The organism is Nocardioides sp. NPDC000445, from assembly GCF_040300245.1.
GTDB lineage: Bacteria > Actinomycetota > Actinomycetes > Propionibacteriales > Nocardioidaceae > Nocardioides.
Genome location: NZ_JBEPDH010000004.1, coordinates 1 through 16,922 on the forward strand (window position 1 = coordinate 1; position 16,922 = coordinate 16,922).

22 protein-coding genes are annotated in these 16,922 nt (G+C 69.4%); 17 read left to right on the top strand and 5 right to left on the bottom strand.

The window, feature by feature from the left end:
- Positions 1-725 precede the first annotated feature (725 nt).
- The 3 genes from ABT304_RS06415 to ABT304_RS06425 are packed head-to-tail and all read left to right on the top strand — an operon-like array spanning position 726 to position 2,676.
- On the top strand, positions 726-1,085 hold the full coding sequence (locus ABT304_RS06415; protein ID WP_350713843.1) for an ArsR/SmtB family transcription factor: 360 nt from the start codon (positions 726-728) through the stop codon (positions 1,083-1,085).
- Entirely contained in the window at positions 1,082-2,137 is a 1,056-nt protein-coding gene (locus ABT304_RS06420) for a cation diffusion facilitator family transporter (protein ID WP_350713844.1), read from the top strand. Before ABT304_RS06415 ends, ABT304_RS06420 begins: the two co-directional genes overlap by 4 nt.
- Before the next feature lie 11 nt (positions 2,138-2,148).
- The gene (locus tag ABT304_RS06425) at positions 2,149-2,676 is read left to right on the top strand and encodes a gamma carbonic anhydrase family protein (RefSeq protein ID WP_350713845.1); all 528 of its coding nucleotides are present in this window, start codon (positions 2,149-2,151) and stop codon (positions 2,674-2,676) included.
- Positions 2,677-2,697: 21 nt separating this feature from the next.
- Here the strand turns inward: ABT304_RS06425 and ABT304_RS06430 are convergent, their stop codons facing one another.
- Positions 2,698-3,318 carry a hypothetical protein gene (locus tag ABT304_RS06430; protein WP_350713846.1) on the bottom strand — a complete coding sequence of 207 codons (621 nt, stop codon included), beginning with the start codon at positions 3,316-3,318 and terminating at the stop codon, positions 2,698-2,700.
- Positions 3,315-3,569: a helix-turn-helix domain-containing protein gene (locus ABT304_RS06435; protein WP_160023855.1), complete on the bottom strand. Its 255-nt coding sequence runs from the start codon at positions 3,567-3,569 to the stop codon at positions 3,315-3,317. Before ABT304_RS06435 ends, ABT304_RS06430 begins: the two co-directional genes overlap by 4 nt.
- A 107-nt stretch (positions 3,570-3,676) precedes the next feature.
- Between ABT304_RS06435 and ABT304_RS06440 the strand changes: the two genes are divergently transcribed.
- The 4 genes from ABT304_RS06440 (at position 3,677) to ABT304_RS06455 (ending at position 6,585) form a co-directional block, all read left to right on the top strand.
- Entirely contained in the window at positions 3,677-3,940 is a 264-nt protein-coding gene (locus ABT304_RS06440) for a phosphoribosyl-ATP diphosphatase (protein WP_008359350.1), read from the top strand.
- Positions 3,941-3,949: 9 nt separating this feature from the next.
- Positions 3,950-4,813, top strand: a complete 864-nt coding sequence (gene hisG, locus ABT304_RS06445; protein WP_350713847.1) for an ATP phosphoribosyltransferase — start codon at positions 3,950-3,952, stop codon at positions 4,811-4,813.
- Positions 4,797-5,279, top strand: coding sequence for a PH domain-containing protein (locus ABT304_RS06450; RefSeq protein WP_350713848.1), 483 nt, complete (start codon positions 4,797-4,799; stop codon positions 5,277-5,279). Before hisG ends, ABT304_RS06450 begins: the two co-directional genes overlap by 17 nt.
- A 91-nt stretch (positions 5,280-5,370) precedes the next feature.
- Positions 5,371-6,585 (top strand): SGNH/GDSL hydrolase family protein, encoded by a 1,215-nt coding sequence (locus ABT304_RS06455; RefSeq protein WP_350713849.1) that lies wholly within the window; start codon positions 5,371-5,373, stop codon positions 6,583-6,585.
- A gap of 10 nt (positions 6,586-6,595) precedes the next feature.
- On the opposite strand, the gene ABT304_RS06460 is transcribed toward ABT304_RS06455, so the two are convergent.
- Positions 6,596-7,498, bottom strand: a complete 903-nt coding sequence (locus ABT304_RS06460; RefSeq protein WP_350713850.1) for an aldose 1-epimerase family protein — start codon at positions 7,496-7,498, stop codon at positions 6,596-6,598.
- A 61-nt stretch (positions 7,499-7,559) separates the two neighbouring features.
- On the opposite strand from ABT304_RS06460, the gene ABT304_RS06465 reads away from it, so the two are divergent.
- The 5 genes from ABT304_RS06465 to ABT304_RS06485 all read left to right on the top strand — a co-directional run bounded on the left by ABT304_RS06465 (position 7,560) and on the right by ABT304_RS06485 (position 12,659).
- On the top strand, positions 7,560-8,435 hold the full coding sequence (locus ABT304_RS06465; RefSeq protein ID WP_350713851.1) for a LysR family transcriptional regulator: 876 nt from the start codon (positions 7,560-7,562) through the stop codon (positions 8,433-8,435).
- Between the two features lie 129 nt (positions 8,436-8,564).
- Entirely contained in the window at positions 8,565-9,521 is a 957-nt protein-coding gene (locus tag ABT304_RS06470) for an ABC transporter substrate-binding protein (RefSeq protein WP_350713852.1), read from the top strand.
- Complete coding sequence (locus ABT304_RS06475) at positions 9,521-10,780, top strand: quaternary amine ABC transporter ATP-binding protein (protein WP_350713853.1); 1,260 nt, start codon at positions 9,521-9,523, stop codon at positions 10,778-10,780. The genes ABT304_RS06470 and ABT304_RS06475 overlap by 1 nt, the downstream gene beginning before the upstream one ends.
- The gene (locus tag ABT304_RS06480) at positions 10,773-11,681 is read left to right on the top strand and encodes an ABC transporter permease (protein ID WP_350713854.1); all 909 of its coding nucleotides are present in this window, start codon (positions 10,773-10,775) and stop codon (positions 11,679-11,681) included. Before ABT304_RS06475 ends, ABT304_RS06480 begins: the two co-directional genes overlap by 8 nt.
- 30 nt (positions 11,682-11,711) lie before the next feature.
- Complete coding sequence (locus tag ABT304_RS06485) at positions 11,712-12,659, top strand: TauD/TfdA dioxygenase family protein (RefSeq protein ID WP_350713855.1); 948 nt, start codon at positions 11,712-11,714, stop codon at positions 12,657-12,659.
- 12 nt (positions 12,660-12,671) lie between these two features.
- On the opposite strand, the gene ABT304_RS06490 is transcribed toward ABT304_RS06485, so the two are convergent.
- Positions 12,672-13,172, bottom strand: coding sequence for a nucleoside/nucleotide kinase family protein (locus ABT304_RS06490; protein WP_350713856.1), 501 nt, complete (start codon positions 13,170-13,172; stop codon positions 12,672-12,674).
- A 40-nt stretch (positions 13,173-13,212) separates the two neighbouring features.
- Complete coding sequence (locus ABT304_RS06495) at positions 13,213-13,677, bottom strand: hypothetical protein (RefSeq protein ID WP_350713857.1); 465 nt, start codon at positions 13,675-13,677, stop codon at positions 13,213-13,215.
- Between the two features lie 90 nt (positions 13,678-13,767).
- Here ABT304_RS06495 and ABT304_RS06500 point away from each other — a divergent pair, with 90 nt between their 5' ends.
- The 5 genes from ABT304_RS06500 to ABT304_RS06520 all read left to right on the top strand — a co-directional run bounded on the left by ABT304_RS06500 (position 13,768) and on the right by ABT304_RS06520 (position 16,893).
- Complete coding sequence (locus tag ABT304_RS06500; RefSeq protein WP_160023843.1) at positions 13,768-14,262, top strand: SseB family protein; 495 nt, start codon at positions 13,768-13,770, stop codon at positions 14,260-14,262.
- Between the two features lie 299 nt (positions 14,263-14,561).
- Positions 14,562-15,305 (top strand): translation initiation factor IF-3, encoded by a 744-nt coding sequence (gene infC / locus ABT304_RS06505; RefSeq protein ID WP_350713858.1) that lies wholly within the window; start codon positions 14,562-14,564, stop codon positions 15,303-15,305.
- A gap of 70 nt (positions 15,306-15,375) precedes the next feature.
- Positions 15,376-15,588 (top strand): large ribosomal subunit protein bL35, encoded by a 213-nt coding sequence (locus ABT304_RS06510; RefSeq protein ID WP_008359371.1) that lies wholly within the window; start codon positions 15,376-15,378, stop codon positions 15,586-15,588.
- Between the two features lie 42 nt (positions 15,589-15,630).
- A complete protein-coding gene (rplT, locus tag ABT304_RS06515; RefSeq protein WP_160023841.1) occupies positions 15,631-16,014 on the top strand; it encodes a 50S ribosomal protein L20 in 384 nt (127 codons plus the stop codon).
- Between the two features lie 84 nt (positions 16,015-16,098).
- The gene (locus tag ABT304_RS06520; protein ID WP_350713859.1) at positions 16,099-16,893 is read left to right on the top strand and encodes a TrmH family RNA methyltransferase; all 795 of its coding nucleotides are present in this window, start codon (positions 16,099-16,101) and stop codon (positions 16,891-16,893) included.
- The last annotated feature ends 29 nt before the right edge of the window (positions 16,894-16,922 follow it).

The following is a 16,922-nucleotide window of genomic DNA, read 5'->3' on the forward strand; positions in this document are numbered from 1 at the left end:
CGCGCGCTCACGCAGCTCCCGGGGGTACTTACTCGGACGTGCCATGACTTCATCCTCCAACTAATGAAGTCTCCGGACATCCCGGGGCGGTTCACCAACGGCGACATCCGCTTCACCAGACGCACATAGACCGACGGGTCACAACAATCCACAACCCCAACCGCGCGGACGACCCCCGTGACATGCCGAGTCGGCGTGTCTGCCCCGCGCCGCGCGGTCGAGTGGGCGTGTCTGGCCCGGGTCGTGCGATCGAGTGGGCGTGTCTGGCCCGGGTCGTGCGATCGAGTGGGCGTGTCTGGCCCGCGTCGTGCGATCGAGTGGGCGTGTCTGGCCCGCGTCGTGCAATCGAGTCGTGCGATCGAGTCGGCGCGTCTGCCCCGTGCCACGCGATCGAGTCGGCGCTTCTGCCTCTGCCTGGGATGCTGAGTCGGCGCGTCTGTCTCACTCTCGGAACGCCGTACCACCCAAGCAATGCGGCCCTCTGCGCCGATCTGGTCAAGAGCGCCTTCGACGTGGACATGGCCGCGTCCGAATGCAGGGGATGCGGGCAATGCCGCCGCCTAGCGACTGCGGGGGAGTTCGACGTCGAGGACTGGTCTTCGGCGCTCGCTCACCCGTGGTCGGCAGCATCGCGACGCTCGTTGTCCCGGCTGACCTCGGCGGCGTGATCCGGGACAGATGCGCCGACTCGATCGCAGGGTCCGTCGTCGCGCTATAATTTGCGCATGCATGCAAATACGCAACCTCCGGTGTGGGGGGACGACGTCGTCACTCTTGCCGTCGAGGTGCTGCGGATGCTGGCTGACCCGACGCGTCTGCAGGTGGCGGGCCTGTTGCTGGATGAGGAACGGTCGGTCTCCGAGCTTGCCTCGATGTTGGAGAAGCCGGTGCCGGGGGTGTCACAGCATCTGGCGAAGATGCGGATGGCTCGGCTGGTGACGACGCGGAAGGAGGGGACCTCGGTGCTCTACCGGGTCGAGAACGGGCATGTGCGCCAGCTCGTCCTCGACACGATCGGCCACGTGGAGCATCTCCTGGACCAGGTCCCTGCGCACCATCGGTCGTCGGGGGAGGAGCCGGCATGACCCATACGTTGCACGATCACCCACGCGACCATGCCCGCGCCGGACACAGTCACGGCCATGATCACGGCCACGATCATGAGCACAGCCATGGGCACGTTGGGCGGTGGGCGCGCGTCAAGCATGCGGTCTCGGACGTCTTCGGGGCCCACTCCCACGATGCCGCGGACCAGGTCGACGAGGCGCTGGAGGCCGACGTACGTGGGCGACGGGCGCTGTGGATCAGCCTCGGTGTGCTCGCGCTGACGGCGGGGCTGCAGGCGGTCGTGGTGACCCTGACCGGGTCGGTGGCGCTGCTGGGGGACACGCTCCACAACGTCGCGGACGCGCTGACGGCGGTGCCGTTGCTCGTGGCGTTCTGGCTCGCTCGGCGTCCGGCCAACGATCGGTTCACCTATGGGTACGGCCGGGCTGAGGATCTCGCCGGGCTCTTCGTCGTCGCCATGATCGCGCTCTCCAGCATCCTGGCGGGTTGGGAGGCGATCGACCGGCTGTTCCATCCGCGTGAGGTCGAGCATGTCTGGGCGGTCGCTGCGGCGGGAGTGGTCGGGTTCTGTGGCAACGAGATCGTCGCGCGCTACCGGATCCGGGTGGGCCGCCAGATCGGCTCGGCGGCTCTGGTCGCCGACGGGCTCCATGCGCGCACCGATGGGTTCACCTCGCTGGCCGTGGTCCTCGGTGCTGCCGGGGTCGCGGTCGGGATGCCGTGGGCCGACCCGGTGATCGGGCTGCTGATCGCTGTCGCGATCCTCGGTGTGCTGCGCTCGGCGCTCAAGCAGGTCGGTGCTCGGTTGATGGACGCGGTCACCCCAGACGACGTACGGAGGGCGCGGGAAGCGGTCGGCACGGTGGACGGCGTGCTCGCGGTCCGCAGTCTGAGGCTGCGGTGGATCGGGCACACCCTCCATGCCGACGGCGACATCACCGTGTCAGCCGAGTTGCCCGTCTCTGCTGGGCACGACATCGCCCACCACGCCGAGGAGCATCTCCTGGAGGCACTGCCGCGGCTGACCAGTGTGGTCCTCCACGTCAGCCCCGACGGCGCGCACCCCTAGGCTCTGCCCTGATGAACATCTTCGAATTCGACGGCAAGAGTCCGCAGATCCATCCCGACGCCTGGGTGGCGCCGACAGCGACGCTGATCGGTGACGTACGCCTCGGTCCGAACGCCAGCGTCTGGTACGGCGCGGTGCTGCGTGCCGACGTCGGGCCGATCATCATCGGCGAGGGCTCCAACGTGCAGGACAACTCGGTGCTGCACGTACGGCCTGGCTCCTCCCTCGAGATGGGCGCGCACAGCACCATCGCGCACGGCTGCGTGGTGCACGGCGACCGGATCGGGACCGGGTCGCTGATCGGCAACGGGGCAGTGGTCTCCGACTCGGTCGTCATCGGCGACGGCTGCCTGATCGCCGCCGGCGCGATGGTCGTCGAGGGCACCGAGGTGCCCGACCACAGCCTGGTGATGGGCGTGCCCGCGAAGATCCGCGGCACGATCGAGCCCGACTCGAACCCGGCGGTGATCCTGGAGCTCAACGCGCCCGGCTATGTCGAGTTCATGAAGTTGCACCGCGCGACCGTACGACCGGTCTAACCCTCACCCTGAGGTGGAGGGTCAGTCGGCGCCGCAGGCCACGCAGTGGAGCGAGCCGACCCGGCGGTCGGCCTCGCAGGTCGCGCACGGGGCGATGGTCTCGCGGCCGCAGCCCTCGCAGTGCTTGCCGCGGACCGGGTAGCCGCAGTAGGGGCAGTCGCCCTTGCGTACGCGCATGGCCGGAATCCGCTTGGCCAGGAGCCGCTGGACGGCGACGAACACGCCGACGGTGGCCGCGGCGCCGAACAGCGACAGGATGAGCGGGCCGAAGTCGGCGTACTCGAAGGTGTAGTGGAAGGCGAAGACCAGGGCCATGATCACCCCGGTCGCGGCGAGCGCGAAGCCGAGCGGGAGGAAGCGGGAGCCGCTCCGGCGCAGCCGGTAGAGGACCCAGAACCCGACCAGGCAGAGCAGGATGATGAAGCCGAGGCGGATCCCGATCTGGATCGCCTCGTGGCCGGGGATCTCGCACGCCGTCTGGCCGTTGTTGCACTGGTCCCAGTCCATGTAGAGCGGCCACCAGCCGGCGACCTTGACGTAGAACCAGACGGTGCCGACGAGCAGGAAGGCGGTCAGCGCGACCGCCAGGAACCGCTCGCTGCGGGTCGACTCGACCTCGTCGGCGGCAATAGGGGTCTTCATGGCGTGCTCCTGTGGGCTCGGGTGCGGGGGTGGAAGCCGACCTCGAGGCGGCAGTCGAGGGCGGCTGCCACCCGGAGGAGGGTGTCGATCTTGGGTGGGCGGGACCCGGACTCCAGCCGAGCGATCGCCGACTGGGTCGTGCCGCAGAGCTCGGCGAGCTCGCGCTGGGACAGGCCCCGCGCGACCCGGTGCTCGGTGACCTGCGCGGCGATCCCGACGTAGAACGCGGTGTCCTCGTCGTCGGTGCTCATGAAATCGAAGGTATCGCAGAACTGCTATGGCTGTCCATAGCAGGACTGCTATCGAGTCGGTGAGACGATTCGGGGGCCGGGTCGCGTACGGCCTAGGCTTGACGCTCGTGAAGACGTTCGACGAGCTCTGGGCCGAGCTGAGTGAGAAGGCCCGGACCCGACCTGAAGGATCCGGCACCGTGGCACAGCTCGACGCCGGGGTCCATGCGATCGGGAAGAAGCTGGTCGAGGAGGCCGCCGAGTCCTGGATGGCGGCCGAGTACGAGGGCAAGGAAGCGACCGCGGAGGAGATCTCCCAGCTGCTCTACCACGCCCAGGTGCTCATGCTCGCCAGCGGAATCTCGATCGACGACGTCTACTCACACCTGTAGGGGAACCTCATGACAACCGATGACAAGCCTCTCCGGATCGCCGTCCCCAACAAGGGCTCGCTGTCCAGCTCCGCCTCCGAGCTCCTGCGCGAGGCCGGCTACCGCCAGCGCGAGGACTCCAAGCGCCTGACCCTCATCGACGACGAGAACGGCGTCGAGTTCTTCTACCTGCGCCCGCGCGACATCGCGCTCTACGTCGGCGAGGGCACCCTCGACATCGGCATCACCGGCCGCGACCTGCTCCTCGACTCCGGCGCCAAGGCCGACGAGGTCATCGGGCTCGGCTTCGGCCGCAGCCGGTTCCACTTCGCCGGCCGCGCCGGCGCCTTCACCTCGATCGAGGAGCTGCGCGGCAAGCGGATCGCGACCTCCTACGTCGGCGTCGTCTCCGCCTTCCTGGAGCGCGAGGGGATCGACGCGAGCGTCACCCGGCTCGACGGCGCCGTCGAGACCTCGATCCAGCTCGGTGTCGCCGACGCGATCGCCGACGTGGTCGAGACCGGCTCCACGATGCGACAGGCCGGCCTGGAGATCTTCGGCGACCCGATCATGCGCTCCGAGGCCGTCGTGATCACCCGGTCGGGCGCGCAGCTGCCGGAGGCGTACGAGACGTTCAAGCGCCGTCTGGACGGCGTCCTGATCGCGCGCAGCTACGTGATGATGGACTACGACATCCGCGCCGAGGACCTCTCCGAGGCCTCCGCGATGACGCCCGGCCTCGAGGGGCCGACGGTCAGCCCGCTGCACCGCGAGGGCTGGGTCGCCGTCCGTGCGATGGTGCCGCGTGCCGGTTCGCAGAAGCTGATGGACGACCTGTACGCCGTGGGTGCCCGCGCGATCCTGCTGACGGAGATCAATGCCTGCCGGATCTGAGCCCGCCGGATCTGAGCCTGCTGGCCCCAAGCTGCCGGTGAAGCTGCCGCACACCTGGCGCCCGCTCGGAGCGCGCTTCATGGGCTGGTTCCTCGTGGCCGCCCTGGCGGTCATGTGCACGATGGTCTGGGTCGGGTTCACGCCCGAGATCAAGGCACAGGTCACCATGTTCGAACGGCTCACCTTCGGAGCCGTGGGTCTCGGGATCGTGGCCTGCGTGTATGCGCTGACCCGATCGCGGGTCGTCGCCCGTGCCGACGGCCTGACCGTGGTCAACGGCTTCAAGCGCCGCGACCTGGAGTGGGCCGAGGTCCTCGCGATCAACTTCCCGCGTGGCGCTCCCTGGCCCAACATCGACCTGGCCTCGGGGCACAACATCTCCGTCCTCGGCATCCAGGCATCCGACGGGGGCGCGTCGAAGAAGGCCGTACGCACACTGCGCACGCTGGCCGAAGAGCTGTCCTAGCAGCAACCCTCCGGCGAACCACTTACTACGCTTCGGGGAAGACTCGCCCGAACCGCTGATCGTGGTGCCCGCGGCGACTTAACGTGTCTGCGTGACGTCATGGACTCGTGCTTTCGCGGCGCTGGCGGCCGTCCTCGCCCTGGTCTCGACCGTGCCGGCCCAGGCCGCGCCGGTGCACCCGGTCGCCACCTGGGGTGCCTCGGCCGACGAGGTGGGCGGCCAGACCGGCGCCGCCGGCCTGGCGGACCGGTCGGTGCGCAACCTGGTGCACACCTCGCTGGGTGGCTCCGGCGTACGCATCACCCTGTCCAACGTGTTCGGCGACCGTCCGGTGACCTTCACCTCGGCACACCTCGGTCTGGCCGGGGATGGAGCCGCGCTGGTGCGCGGCACGAACCGGCCGCTGACCTTCGACGGCGCCGATCAGGTCACCGTCGCCCCCGGCGCCGAGGTGCTCAGCGACCCGGTCGATGCGACGGTGCCGGCCGATAGGACCCTCGCGGTGAGCTTCCACGTCGTCGGCGAGAGCGGCCCGATCACCGGGCACGACGTGGCCACGCAGACCTCCTACGTCTCCGGGACGGCGGGCGCGGACGTGGCCGGCGAGGAGTCGGGTGCGGCATTCACGACGGAGATCTCGAGCTGGTACTGGGTCGAGAGCGTCGTCATCGAGAAGCCGCGCCGGGTCAAGACCGTGGTGCTCTTCGGCGACTCGATCACCGACGGCAACGGCTCAACGGTCGGAGCCAACCGGCGCTACCCGGACGTGCTGGCAGACCGGGTGGCGGGGAGCACCTACGCCGACCGGTTCGCGATGATGAACGAAGGCATCTCTGCCAACCGCGTGCTCGTCGACAGCACCGGTGGCCAGCGCGGTCTGGACCGCTTCCGGCGAGACGTCCTGGACCAGCCCGGCGTCTCCACGGTCGTGCTGCTGGAGGGGATCAACGACATCCGCTGGGACGACGCCGACGAGGCCTCCGACCTGACCGCGGCCTACCGCGACCTGATCGCGCAGGCGCACGCCGAGGACGTGTGCGTCGTCGGCGCCACCCTCACCCCGTACGAGGGCGGCAGCCGCTACACCCCCGCACGCGATCGCGTGCGGGTCGCGGTCAACGAGTGGATCCGGACCTCCGGCGAGTTCGACGGCATCGTCGACTTCGACGCGGCCACGCGTGACCCCGACCGACCGGCGCGGTTCCTGCCGGCGTACGACTCCGGGGATCATCTCCACCCCGGCGACGCCGGCTATGCGGCGATGGCCGAGGCGGTCGACCTGTCGTTGCTGGAGTGCGACCGTTAGGCCGTGACGATCAGATCGCGGTGATGCCCCAGGTGATCTCGAGGCGCTCGCCGGGGGCGAGTGAGATCAGGTCGGTGCCGGAGTTGAAGGCGTCCGGGGGAGCGGTCATCGGCTCGACGGCGAGGCCGCCGCGTGCGGGTGCCTGGTCGTCGGCGCTGTAGACCATCAGCCACGGGTGGTGCTCATCGACCCAGAGCGCGACACCGCCGTCGGGGCCCTGGATCGTGACCGTCGCCCGCCCGTCCTCGCCACGGTCGAGATCGGTGAAGGCGTGGTCGAGGACGACGCCGCCGATGGGCTTGGCGGAGGTGAAGTCGTAGGCCGTCCCTGCCGTCGCCTCGCTCCCGGTGGGCAGCTTGCGCTCGGGGTCGGAGAGCAGTCGCGTCCGCGCCGGAAGGGTGAGCGTCCACTCGTCGACCGGACCGGCGCCGACGGTGAGATAGGGGTGTGCGCCGGCGGCGTAGGGCGCGGGGGAGCCGGCATGGTTGGTCGCCGACTGGGTCACGGTGAGCCCGTCGGCCCCGATGGCGTACGTCACCTCGAGGTCGAGCGTCCACGGATAGCCGCTCTGCGCCATCAACCGGGTGGCCAGGGTGATCGAGCTCTTGGCCTCCTCGATGGGCAGCCACTGCGACCACCGCACCAGCCCGTGGGAGGCGTTGTTGCGCGCGACCTCGGTGAGCCCGAGCTGGTACGTCTTCCCGCCGAACTCGTAGCGGCCGTCGCGGATCCGGTTGGGCCACGGCGCCAGCAGCTGACCCTTCCCGCCGCTGGACTGCTCCTCGTCGCCGAACCCGGCGATCAGGTCCCGCCCCTCGTAGGACAGCAGCCGCAGCGCGCCGCCACTCTCCGTCACCGTGGCGGAGTAGCCCCCGCCGTCGATCGTGAACTGCTCTCCACTCGGTCTCAGCACGCGCACAGGCTATCGAGGTGGCCGCGCCGCCCCGGTGGCTGGTCGGGGTTAGCCTCGGGCCATGGAACGACGACAGCTGGAGTTCTTCCTTGCGATCGCCGAGGCGGGCAGCTTCACCAGCGCCGCGGCGCGGCTGCACGTCGCCCAGCCGTCGTTGTCGTACGCCGTGCGGGGGCTCGAGCGGGAGCTGGGCGGTCCGCTCTTCGAGCGTCATGGCAGAGGAGTGCGGCTCACGCCGGCGGGCTCGGCGCTGCTGGGGCCGGCCCGTCGCGTCGTACGTGGCTTCGAGCTCGCCGCGGGTGCGGTCCGGTCGGTCTCCGACGAGGGGTTCGGGCGGCTGCGGATCACCTCCAGCACGGTCTGGGCGGTCGAGCCGCTGGTGCCGGTGCTGGCCGAGTTCCGCCGGATCCAGCCCGGAGCGCAGGTGGTCGTCACCGACCCGCAGCACCGCTCCGACGTCCTGGACCAGGTGCGCAAGGGCGAGGCCGACGTGGGGCTCATCGACGGCGCGACGCCGCACGGCCCCTTCGGCTCGCACCGCCTTGCCGAGCACGAACTGGTGGCGGTCCTGCCGCCGTCGGGCGAGGCGCCGGAGGAGATCCGGATCGAGGAGCTCGCCGAGGTCGGCCTGATCGCGACACCGGCCGGCACGGCGCTGCGCACGTTCCTCGATGCCCGCCTCGAGGCCGCGGGTCTGCCCACCGAGGTCGCCATCGAGACGGCCCACGTCGCCTCGATCATCCCGCTGGTGCTGGCGCGGGCCGGGGTCGCGATGCTGACCGAGGGCATGGCCGGTGCGGCGTCGCGAGCCGGGGCGAAGGTCGTGCCGCTGACTCCGGTGACGCGGGTGAGCGTGTCTCTGGTGTGGCTGGAGGAACGCGGCGACGCGCTGGTCGATCAGTTCGTCGCGCTCGCTCAGGATCTCACCGACCAGTGACTCACCTATAGAGACGCTCTATCGCAGCATCTCGATCTTGGTCTTGCTCACCGCGCGGGCGTGCTGGAATACCCGGGAGTCGAATGTCTAGTGTGTTAGACATATATGAACCGATTGGATGGAGCAAGCATGCGCCGCCCCCAACGCCTTGCTGTGGCCGCCCTCGCCATCGCGGCGACAGCCGGCACCCTGACCGCCTGCACGACCGCGAGCGAGCGTGACGGCTTCGCCCAGAGCGACTCCGGTGGAGCCGAGAACTCGGTGGTCCTCGCCGAGCAGCCGTGGGTCGACCTGCAGGTCGAGAACGAGATCGCCGTCCAGATCCTCCAGAAGCTCGGCTACGACGCGAGCATCAAGAAGAACCTGTCCGTCGAGAACGCGGCGACCGCGGTCTCCTCGGGCCAGATCGACGCCTACCTCGGCAACTGGTGGCCCTCCCAGGAGCCCAGCTTCGGCGACCCCATCGACTCCGGCGACGTCGAGGTGCTCTCCACGATCGTGAAGGGCACCGAGTACGCCCCGGCGATCCCCGGCGACGTGGCCGACGAGCTCGGGATCGAGTCGCTCGCCGACCTCGACGCCAACGCCGCGAGGTTCGGGAAGAAGATCTACGGCATCGAGGCCGGCTCGCCGGGTAACGAGACGATCCAGAAGGCGATCGATGAGGACGCGTACGGCCTGGGGGACTGGAAGCTCGTCGCCAGCGGCACCCCGGCGATGCTCGCCCAGGTCGAGAAGTCGCAGAAGGCCGGCCAGCCGATCGTGTTCCTCGGCTGGAGCCCGCACTGGATGACCGTGCAGTTCGACGCCGCCTTCCTCGAGGACCCCGACAAGGTGTGGGGAGGCGCCGGTGAGATCCGCACGGTCACCCGCAAGGGGTTCGAGGACGACAACCCGGAGATCGCCGAGTTCCTCTCCAACCTGACCTTCACCACCGACGAGGCCGGGCAGTTCTACTACGACCACGACAAGTCCGGGAAGGAGCTCGCCGACATCGCCGAGGCGTGGATCGACGACAACCCCGACAGAGTCGCCGAGTTCCTCGACGGGGTCGAGGACGCCGACGGAGAGAAGGCGGAGATCTGATGAGCGAGACGACGTTCCAAGCCGACGAGACAGCCGAGCCCGCGATCGTCGGGCGTGGCCTGAGCAAGGTCTACGGCCTCGGCAGGAGGCAGGCCGAGAAGGCACTGGCCGCCGAGGACCCGCGTGCTGCGGCGGCCGCCGCGGGCGGCTACCTCGGCGCCCACGAGATCGACTTCGAGATCGCCAAGGGCGAGATGTTCGTCGTCATGGGCCTGTCCGGCTCGGGCAAGTCGACCGTGCTGCGGATGATCAACCGGCTCAACGAGCCCAGCGCCGGCGAGCTCCTGATCGACGGCGAGGACATCACCCAGGTCTCCGACCAGCGGCTGCGCGAGCTCCGCAACAACGGCATCGGGATGGTCTTCCAGCACTTCTCGCTCTTCCCGCACCGGACGGTGCGGGAGAACGCGGCGTACGGCCTGAAGGTACGCGGCATCACGAAGCAGGAGCGGCTCGAGAGGGCCGACGCCGCCCTGGACCGGGTCGGCCTGGGCGGGCGCGGCGACAAGCTCCCGCACGAGCTCTCCGGCGGCATGCGGCAGCGGGTCGGTCTGGCCCGCGCGCTGGCCGTGGACCCGCCGATTCTGCTGATGGACGAGCCGTTCTCGGCGCTGGACCCGCTGATCCGGCGCGACATGCAGGATCTGCTGGTCGAGCTCCAGGCCCAGGACCAGCGCACCACGGTCTTCGTCACCCACGACCTCAACGAGGCGATGCGGATCGGCGACCGGGTGATGGTGATGCGCGAGGGCCGGGTCGTCCAGCTCGCTCCCGGGCCCGAGATCGTGGCGCACCCTGCCGACGACTACGTCAGCGAGTTCGTCTCCGACGTCGACCGGGCACGGGTGCTCAGCGCCGGTGACCTGATCCGGCCGGCCCGTCTCGTACTCCCCGAGGACATCACGCCTCACGACGCGCTGCGCAGGCTGGGGGAGAACGAGGTCACCGGTGCGTTCGTGACCGGCGCGGACGACAGGCTGCTGGGCGTCGTGACCGACGACCGGCTGGTGAGCCTGACCCGCCGCGGCGCCAAGAGCGTCCACGGTGCGCTGGGGGAGGACTACCACCAGGTCAAGGAGGGCGACGTGATCGGCGACTTCATGCATCTGGCGGGTCGCCAGGTCGTGCCCGTCACCGTCCTCGACGAGGACGGCAGGCTGCGCGGCGTGGTGCCGCGGGGCGCGATCCTCTCGGCGCTCTCCACCGTGAACGACACCGTGAACGACACCGACGAGGCTGCGGAGGTGGCCCATGCCTGACCTTCACATCGGCGACATCGGTGAGGACGTCATCACCTTCCTCACCGACAACCTCGGGCCGTTCTTCGACGGCATCAAGGAGGCGCTCAACTTCCTGCTCCGGATGGTCTACAACGTGCTCGGCGGCCTGCCGCCGGTCGCGATGATCATCGTGCTCGCGGTGATCGCGCTCCTGGTGACCCGCCAGGTCGTGCTGACCCTGGTGCTGACCGCAGGACTGCTCCTGATCGAGTCGATGGACCTGTGGTACGAGACGATGCAGACCACCACCTCGGTGCTCGTGGCGACGCTCGTCGCACTGGTGATCGGCATCCCGCTGGGCATCTGGTCTGCCTTCTCGCCACCGCTGCGGGCAGCGCTACGGCCGGTCCTCGACCTGATGCAGACGCTCCCGGTCTTCGTCTACCTGCTGCCGACGATCCTCTTCTTCGGCGTCGGCGACGCACCCGGCCTGGTCGCCACCATCGTCTTCGCGCTGCCGCCGGCGGTCCGGCTCACCCAGCTCGGCATCAACCAGGTCGACCCCGAGACCGTCGAGGCGGCCACCGCCTTCGGCGCGGGCCGCTGGGAGATCCTGCGCGAGGTCCAGCTCCCGCTGGCCAAGGACTCGATCATGACCGGCGTCAACCAGGTCATCATGCTGGCCCTCTCGATGGTCGTCGTGGCCGGACTGGTCGGCGGCTCCGGCCTCGGTGGCGTCGTCGTCAACGCGGTCCAGGGGCTGCAGATCGGCGCCTCGATCGAAGGCGGGCTGGCCGTCGTCGTCATCGCGATCTACCTCGACCGCGTCTCGGCCGCGCTCGGTGGCCAGCGTGGCCTGGTGCCGTCCTGGTGGCCGAAGCTCGGCCGCGGTCGCGGTGCCCACGCCACGCCCCCCGAGCCCGAGCTCACTCCCGCCTGACCCGAAATCCCTGATCGGAGGAGAACGACTGTGACCATCACCGAGCTGCATCGTCCCGCGGACGTCGTCGAGACGCCCTCGGGCGTGCGGATCCGCCGCGCCGGCGCTCGGATCGGCGCCGTCATCGAGGGCCTTCACCTGGCCGAGGCCGACGACACCCAGATCCAGGACGTACGCAACGCCCTGCTGCGCCACAAGGTGCTCTTCTTCCGTGGCCAGGAGGGGCTCACCGACGAGGCGCAGAGCGCGTTCGCGGCGCGGTTCGGCGAGCTGACGACCGCGCACCCGACTGTCAACACCGGCTCCGGGCGGGTGCTGCGGGTCACCGCCAACGCCGGGATGGCGGCCAACGCGTGGCACACCGACGTCACCTTCGTCGACCGGGTCCCGGCGATCTCGGTGCTCCGCGCGGTCACCCTGCCGCCCTACGGTGGCACCACGATCTGGGCGAACACCGCGGCCGCCTACGACCGGCTCCCGGCGCCGCTGAAGGCATTGGCCGACGCGCTGTGGGCGGTGCACACCAACTCCTACGACTACGCCCAGCGCGACGAGGAGCACGAGCAGCCCGACGCCAACTACTCCCGCGACGACTTCGCCTCGGTCCACTTCGAGACCCGGCACCCGGTCGTCCGCGTCCACCCCGAGACGGGGGAGCGGACGCTGGTCCTGGGCAGCTTCGTCAAGGAGTTCGACGGGCTCACCTCCACCGAGTCGATCCACCTGTTCAACCTGCTCCAGGACCGGGTCACCAAGCTCGAGAACACCATCCGCTGGGCCTGGCAGCCCGGCGACGTGGCGATGTGGGACAACCGCGCCACCCAGCACTACGCGGTCGCCGACTTCGACCACCACCCGCGCGAGATGCGCCGGGTCACGGTCGCGGGTGACGTACCGGTCTCGGTCGACGGGCGGCGTTCGGAGGTCCTCCAGGGCGACGCGCGGGCCTACAGCCGTTTGGACGAGCTGATCTCCTGACCCGTTCCGGGATCACGTGGTCACGATGATGTCGGCGCGGGCGGCGGTCAGGTCGCGGGCGAAGTGCTCGGTCTCGGCCGCTGCCCAGGCGTTCCAGTGGGGTGCGAAGGTGTCGCCGTCGCGGTCGATGCCGCGTCGCTTGCGATCGTCCTCGGGCGCGTCGACCCAGGCGAGGGCGGTGCGGAAGCCGTCGTACGCGGCGGCGCCGCTGCCGACGCCCTCGATGACGAGCAGCGGGCTCGGCGGGACCAGCACGGTCTCGGCGAACTCGCCCGCGTGCCAGTCGTAGCGGCGGTAGGAGCCGGGGGCTCCCTCGATGAGGGGGAGCAGGATCGTCTCGAGCTGGGCGATGCCGTCGGCGAGGCCGTCCCAGCCGGCGTACAGGTCGTCCATGTGGACCACAGGGGCCTGCGTCATCTCGGCCAGGGCGGTAGCGAGCGTCGTCTTCCCGGAGCCGGCGGGGCCGTCGACGCAGATCAGCCGTCCAGGCCCGAGGGTGGCGGGACGGCTCATCGCGATCGTCAGGAGATCAACGGTTGGGGAGTCGGTCAACTCAGGAGATGCCGTACTTCTTCAAGATGTCGTTGACGTCGGCCATGTCGTCGTCATCGTCATCGACCACCGGACCCTTCGCCGTCTTCGGCGCCGCGACCGAGGCCGGGCCTGCCGAGCCGGCGGGCGCGGCACCGGCAGCGCCCTTCCGGGCTGCGCGGCTCGGCTTCTCCTTGGTGGGAAGAAGGCGGGCGACGAAGATCAGCACGATCGCGAGGGCGGCGATGCCGAACCCGATCCAGACGGTCGGGCTGAAGGCCAGGCGTGCGGCCCAGTCGGCGACCGCGTCGACGATCCGGCCGCCGGCGCGCAGCAGCCCGGTCAGGTAGGCCGCCGGGGCGAGCAGGGTCCACCCGGCAGCCCTCACGCCGGCTCCGAGGCCGCGCCGTCGGAACGCGACCCAGGTCCAGATCGCGCCCAGAACGGTGAGCGCGGCGGCTAGTGCGAGGTAGGCGCCTTGGTCCATACCTGCAGTCTTCCACCGTCGTGGTCGTCTGACACCCGGACTGTCCCCGATATCGGCCCTGATGTCGCTCTGTTGTTGAATGGGGAGGCGATGAACGACAAACGACTCCTCGGCACGGCATTTCCCGGCGACACCGGCGAGACCAGCCCGGAGGTCGCGACCGTGATGAGGTCGTACGCCGCGGGCCAGGCCACGCACGCCGATGTGCTCACCACCCTCGCCGCTGCCCGGGTGCTCGTCCCGGTCGTCGCGGTGCTCGGGGAGGTCGAGGTCGACGAAGCCGGTCTGGCCCACGACAAGACCTCCGACATGGCCACCGTGCTGCTCACCGGCGCAGACGGGCGGCAGGCACTGCTCGGGTTCACCGGCACCGCGCCGCTGCAGGCGTGGCAGGCCGACGCCCGCCCGGTTCCGGTCTCGCTACGTGATGCGGCTCAGGCAGCCGTCCATGACGGCGCCGACGCGCTCGTGCTCGATCTCGCCGGCCCGGTTCCGTTCGCGATCGAGGGCGACGACCTGCAGAAGGTGGCAGAGGGCTGGCAGCTGGCGACCGTCGGGCCGCGTACGGCCTGGGTGCGGCCCTGAGGATCGGGCACGTCCCTGAGGATTGGGTGCCGCAGGGAATGTTGCAGTAGTGTTCCGTGTTGACCGATCAGCCGACGTACGCCGTCGGTTTGATCCAACAAGCGGAGATCACGACAGCGTTCTCCCACCCGCATCGACCGCCCAGCAACACAGGTCGTCGGGTCCGGTCCCGAAGACAGTGCCCCAGAATTTCAGAGGCCATGGATTCGGTGGTGCGAGCCCGATCGTGGGGTGAGCGTCATGACTGGCTTCCGCTTGTAACAATCCAGCGGGAGCCTTTTTTGATTTCCGGACCGCCCGTGCACGCGGCCCGGAAGCCGAGATCCAGAGCCTCCGCAGCCACAACAACTGGAGGACACATCAGCACTGAGCTTCGTATCAACGACCGGATCCGGGTTCCCGAGGTCCGCCTCGTTGGTCCCAACGGAGAGACGGTCGGCATCGTGCCGACCCCTGACGCGCTGCGCCTGGCCCAGGAGGCCGACCTCGACCTGGTCGAGATCGCCCCGCAGGGCAAGCCGCCGGTCTGCAAGCTCATGGACTACGGGAAGTTCAAGTACGAGAACGCCCAGAAGGCCCGTGAAGCCCGTCGAAACCAGACGAACGTGATCATCAAGGAGATGAAGCTTCGTCCGAAGATCGACAAGCACGACTACGAGACCAAGAAGGGTCACGTCGTGCGGTTCCTCAACGCTGGGGACAAGGTGAAGATCACGATCATGTTCCGCGGTCGTGAGCAGCACCGTCCCGAGCTCGGCTTCCGCCTGCTGCAGCAGCTGGCCGACGACGTCCAGGAGCTGGGCTTCGTCGAGTCCTCGCCGAAGCAGGACGGCCGCAACATGATCATGGTGCTCGGCCCCCACAAGAAGAAGGCCGACGCCAAGGTCGAGGCCAAGGAGGCCAAGGAGGAGAAGGCAGCCGAGCGCGCTGCCGACGAGGCCGCCGAGAAGGCGGAGCGTACGGCCGCGAATGCTGCCCGTCCGGCCTCCACCCCGAAGCCGAAGCGGCGCTCGGAGAACCTCGACCCCGACATCGACCTCTGACCGGTCGATCCACTGACTTCCGCCGCCGCGGCGCCCCGTGACCGGCCGGACGACGAGAGAAGGAAGAACTATGCCGAAGAACAAGACCCACTCCGGTTCCAAGAAGCGCTTCAAGGTGACCGGTTCCGGGAAGATCCAGCGCTTGCAGGCCGGCCGTAAGTCCGGCGCTGCGTTCGCCTCCGCGCCGACGACCGGCTCGCGCAAGAAGCACCGTCGCAACGCCGGTCTGGTGGAGCTCGCCCCCGCCGACGTGAAGCGCGCGAAGAAGCTGCTCGGTCGCTGAGCGATCACCCGAAACTTTCCCTAGCATTCAAGGAGCACTGAAATGGCACGCGTCAAGCGCGCAGTGAACGCTGCGAAGAAGCGTCGCACCACCCTCGAGCGGGCCTCCGGTTACCGGGGCCAGCGCTCGCGCCTCTACCGCAAGGCGAAGGAGCAGGTCACCCACTCGCTGGTCTACTCCTACAACGACCGCCGCAAGAACAAGGGCAACTTCCGCAAGCTGTGGATCCAGCGGATCAACGCCGCGGCGCGTGCCGAGGGCATGACCTACAACCGCTTCATCCAGGGTCTCAACCTGGCCGGCATCGAGGTCGACCGCAAGATCCTCGCCGAGCTCGCCGTCAACGACGTGGCCGCGTTCAACGCGATCGTCGCCCAGGCCAAGGCCGCTCTGCCGGAGGACGTCAACGCCCCGGCGAACGCCTGAGCTTGCGTTTGAAACGACGCCCCCACCGGCCGCTGTGCCGGGCTGGGGGCGTCGTTCTCTGTTGCGACGTGGGAGTCTTCGTCAGTGAATGAGTCGGGGGAGAACGTGAAGCTGTCCGCGGGGAACGCCCGCCTCAAGGAGATCCGCAAGCTCGCGCGACGTGCGGTGCGCTCGGAGCGGCGGGTCTTCCTGGCCGACGGTCCGAAGGCCGTCGAGGGCGCGCTCGGGGTTCCTGGCTGCGTGCAGGAGATCTTCGCGACCGAAGCCGGAGCCGAGACGTACGCCTCGGTGCTGGCCGACCAAGCGGTCACGCTGGTCGAGGACCGAGCGATGGCCGGCCTCTCCGACTCGGTGACTCCCGCCGGGGTGGTGGCGCTGTGCCGGTTCCTCGACGTCGCGCTCGGCGACATCGCGGGTCCGCTCGTGGTGATCTGTGCCGACGTACGCGATCCCGGCAACGCCGGCACGGTCATCCGCTGTGCGGACGCGGCCGGTGCGTCCGGGGTCATCCTGGCCGGCGACTCAGTCGACCTCTACAACCCCAAGACCATCCGGGCCTCGGTCGGCTCCGCCTTCCACCTCCCGATCGCGATCGAGCGGGACCCGCTGGTCGCGGTCAAGGCCGCCAAGGCCGCCGGCCTGACCGTCCTGGCCGCCGACATGCACGGCACCGCCGACCTCTTCAGCGCTGACGCGCTGCTCGCCCGGCCCACCGCCTGGCTGATGGGCAACGAGGCCTGGGGCCTTCCGCCCGAGCTCGCCGCCGAGGCCGACGAGATCGTGAGCATCCCGATCTTCGGCAAGGCCGAGTCGCTCAACCTCTCCACTGCCGCCGCCCTCTGCCTCTACGCCAGCGCGAAGGCCCACCACTCGGCTTGACCTTCAACTCGCGTGAAGGACGATGGTTG